Here is a 3482-nt window from a genome sequence, read left to right on the forward strand (position 1 = left end):
GCCAGTTCAAACGCTATCCTTCGACACTGCGTGAATAAAAACCGGGTGAGAGACCGATTCCCACCCCCTAAAAGCGGACATTTGAACTTGGCCAGTAAGCGGACATTTCAAAATGGCTTTGACAATTGTTGTGAGTCCCAAGTTCAGATGTCGTGTTTCCGCTAAATACAGATGTCGTGTTTTGACATTAGGTTGATCGTCGACCACCCATCTGGGAGCGCCGGCGATGAATGCGACTGGGACGATCACGATGACGATGCGCGAGGTGGATCGGTTCAAGGTCATCCAGGCGGTGACTGAGTTCCGGCTCAAGCCCGGCCAGGCCGCTGAACGCCTGGGGTTGAGTGTTCGCCAGGTTGAGCGGCTGGTGCTGCGCTACGAGGCGGCCGGTGTGGCCGGACTGGTGTCGGGCAAGCGCGGTCGCCCGGGCAATCACCAGTTGCCTGCCGGCAAGGCGCAACGGGCACTGGCACTGATCCGGGAGCGTTATACGGATTTCGGACCGACGCTGGCCTGCGAGAAGCTTCGGGAGTGTCACGGCATCGATCTGGCGGTCGAAACGGTGCGCACGCTGATGCGAGCGGCCGGTCTGTGGATTCCGCGCAAGGAGCGCCCGCCGAAGGTCTATCAGCCGCGTAATCGTCGTGCGTGCCTGGGCGAACTGATCCAGATCGATGGCAGCGACCATCGCTGGTTCGAGGACCGGGCGCCAGCCTGCACGCTGCTGGTGTTCATTGATGATGCGACCGGGCGGCTGATGGCGCTGCACTTCACGGCGACGGAGTCAACTTTCGGCTATTTCGAGGCGCTGCAGAAGTATCTGGGCGCGCATGGCAAGCCGGTGGCGTTCTACAGCGACAAGGCCAGCGTGTTCCATGTCAAGAAACGTTCGGAGACCGCTGGCAAGGGTGTCACGCAGTTTGGCCGGGCACTGTACGAGCTCAATATCGACGCATTCTGCGCCAACACGAGCCAGGCCAAGGGACGCGTGGAACGCGCGAACCTGACGTTGCAGGACCGGCTGGTCAAGGAACTGAGGCTGCGCGGCATCAGCACGCGGGAAGCCGCGAATGCGTATGCGCCCTCCTTCATTGCCGACTTCAACCGGCGGTTCGGCAAGCCACCCAAGAGCGATTACGATGCGCACCGGCCGCTGCGCGCCGACGAGAATCTGCGGCAGATCCAGGCCTACCGTGTGCCGCGCAGGATCTCGAATGCGCTGACAGTGCAGTATGACCGCGTGCTGTACCTGCTCGACGACACGCCAGTCAGCCGGGGGCTCATGCATGAATACGTCGAGGTCGTCGAGTATCCCGATGGCGTGATCGAGGTGCAGACCAGTGGCGCGGCACTGCCCTACCGTCAATACGACCGCATCACGCACATCGATCAGGGCGCGGAGATCGAGAACAAGCGACTCGCGAACGCACTGGAAGTCGCACGCCGCGTACAGGCCATCCGCGATGATCGGCGTGCGGCGGGCTCACCATCGCGCACGCACTGCGGCGAGCAGGTTCGTGCAACGAAGGCGCTCATCGGACTGAAGAAACAGCGCGCAATCGAGGTCGCCGACATCAATCAGGCAATTCTCGAAGTCAGCAGCAGAATGAGGGACGGACGGGGGGCGGCTTCGCCGCCCCACCCCAAAACCTTGAAAAAAGACAGGAAACGACAAGCAAAACCCGACATTTCTTATATGGTCGCCTCCCATTTGCAAGGTGATTGTTGGTGACGAGGAGGGTGGTTGCGGACTTATATCCGGACTCGATCGCGGGACTTGCCCGCCGGCCCCGATGGATTTCGCCGCAAAGGTCCTAATCTATTGAGCGGACTCGAGGTCCGAGAAATGTCTCAGGCTTGCCTTTGCGCGGTCCAACCTGTCTTGCCATCGATCAATACACCTTTGCAACCGTGAATGGGGTTACTTCCTTTGGAGCGTGATTACGGCGCTGGAGCTGCTTCATACGTTCGGCCATACGCCAGGAGCGCCCAGATTGTTCGCGCCATCTTGTTGGCGAGTGCGACAGCAACGACGTTCGTTGGACGCCGGGACAGCATCTGACGCAAACGCTCCGGCAAATGCTTCGAGCTCGAGATAACCGATCGCGCGCCGTGAATCAGCAGCGTTCGCAGATATACGTCGCCACGTTTGCTGATCCCCCCGAGCTTCACCTTGCCCCCAGAACCGTTCTGTCGCGGCACGAGACCAGATAGGCAGCGAATTCCCGTCCGGATCGGAACGTTTGGGCCTGTCCGATCACCGATACGGCAGCAGTCGCGGTGAGCATACCCACGCCGGGAATTTCGGAGATGCGTCGGGATGCGTCATCGTTGCGGCGCCAGTCGAGAATGCGTTGTTCGATCCGTACAATCTGCTCGTCGAGCGCGCGGAGTCGCGAGAACTGGTCCTGCAGGCTGTCCCCTAGCATGGCTGGCAAATGGTCTGCCAGTGACGCCAGCGCGCCTTTGGCGGCTTCTATCGATGCCCGGCGGCCTTGTGGCAACACGACGCCGAATTCGTAGAGCAGCCCGCGAAGCTGGTTTACCTGCATGACGCGAATCCGGACCAGTTGCTGGCGTATGCGGTGCATTGCAAGCATGGCCTGCTGGTCTTCGGTCTTGACGGCCACGAACCGCATGCCTGGACGCTGGGCAGCTTCCCAGATCGCCGCAGCGTCGGCCGCGTCATTCTTGTTCGACTTCACGAATGGCCGAACGAACTGGGCTGCGATGAGCCGCACGTCGTGACCATACCGCTCCAGGACACGGGCCCAGTAATGGGCGCTGCCACAGGCCTCCATGACGACACGGCTGGTAGGCCGGTTGGCGAAGAACGGCACGAGCTGGGCGCGTTTGAGGACCTTGCTGTGAATCGCGCCGGTCTCTGGCTCGACATAGTGAATCTGGAAAACGCGCTTGGCCAGGTCGATGGCAATGGTCGTGGGTTCCATCTGCTTCTCCTTGTCGGCTGGACTGCCGAACCAGCAATGTCGCATGCTCCGGACGCGAGTCTGCGGCGTTGGGCGGCCCGTTAAGGCGGGAGGCGACCATTCCATCTATTTAGCTGGAACCACGACGTTTGAACTTAGCGGGGACATATGTATGTAGCGGCTAAGTTGTAATGTCCGCTTCTGGATCAGCGGACACTGATCATACCCACTCGCATTCACTGATGGCATAAAAATTGCTCCAAGGTAAGCCGACGACGTAACTTATACATAGTCAAGGCCAAACATCCATGCAAAAAATTGTCACCATCTTTCTGCTTCTAATTTCCTACTGCACGTTGCTATCGGCTGCTGACAACCAGGGGAACGGAACCATACACCCCCCCTTTGCTCTTACCCCCTCAGATTTTCAGCGGGCTCTCACAGTTCGTTACCAGTACTCGGATAAGATTGTCAATTTCGTCGATACCCCCCCTTTCTGGCTTTCGCCCGAGACCCTTGCCTACCGACGGACGACACATGGTGAGCGCCAGT

The 3482-nt window shown here is 59.6% G+C and carries 1 protein-coding gene and 2 pseudogenes; 2 read left to right on the forward strand and 1 reads right to left on the reverse strand.

Features of this window, described 5'->3' with window-relative positions; genetic code table 11:
• Window positions 1–226 precede the first annotated feature (226 nt).
• The gene (locus ACLFKU_RS42790; protein ID WP_410853263.1) at window positions 227–1732 is read left to right on the forward strand and encodes an ISNCY family transposase; all 1506 of its coding nucleotides are present in this window, start codon (window positions 227–229) and stop codon (window positions 1730–1732) included.
• Window positions 1733–1941: 209 nt separating this feature from the next.
• Here the strand turns inward: ACLFKU_RS42790 and ACLFKU_RS42795 are convergent.
• Window positions 1942–2951: pseudogene (locus tag ACLFKU_RS42795) on the reverse strand (IS110 family transposase).
• Between the two features lie 287 nt (window positions 2952–3238).
• On the opposite strand from ACLFKU_RS42795, the pseudogene ACLFKU_RS42800 reads away from it, so the two are divergent.
• Window positions 3239–3482 (forward strand): annotated as a pseudogene (locus ACLFKU_RS42800) (S9 family peptidase); the annotation flags it as partial.

It is taken from the genome of Paraburkholderia sp. EG304 (genome assembly GCF_046543485.1).
Lineage (GTDB): Bacteria > Pseudomonadota > Gammaproteobacteria > Burkholderiales > Burkholderiaceae > Paraburkholderia > Paraburkholderia youngii.

Bases quoted from the DNA above. Each gene is read 5' to 3' on its own strand.
- ACLFKU_RS42790 (WP_410853263.1), top strand. From the start codon at position 227: ATGAATGCGACTGGGACGATCACGATGACGATGCGCGAGGTGGATCGG.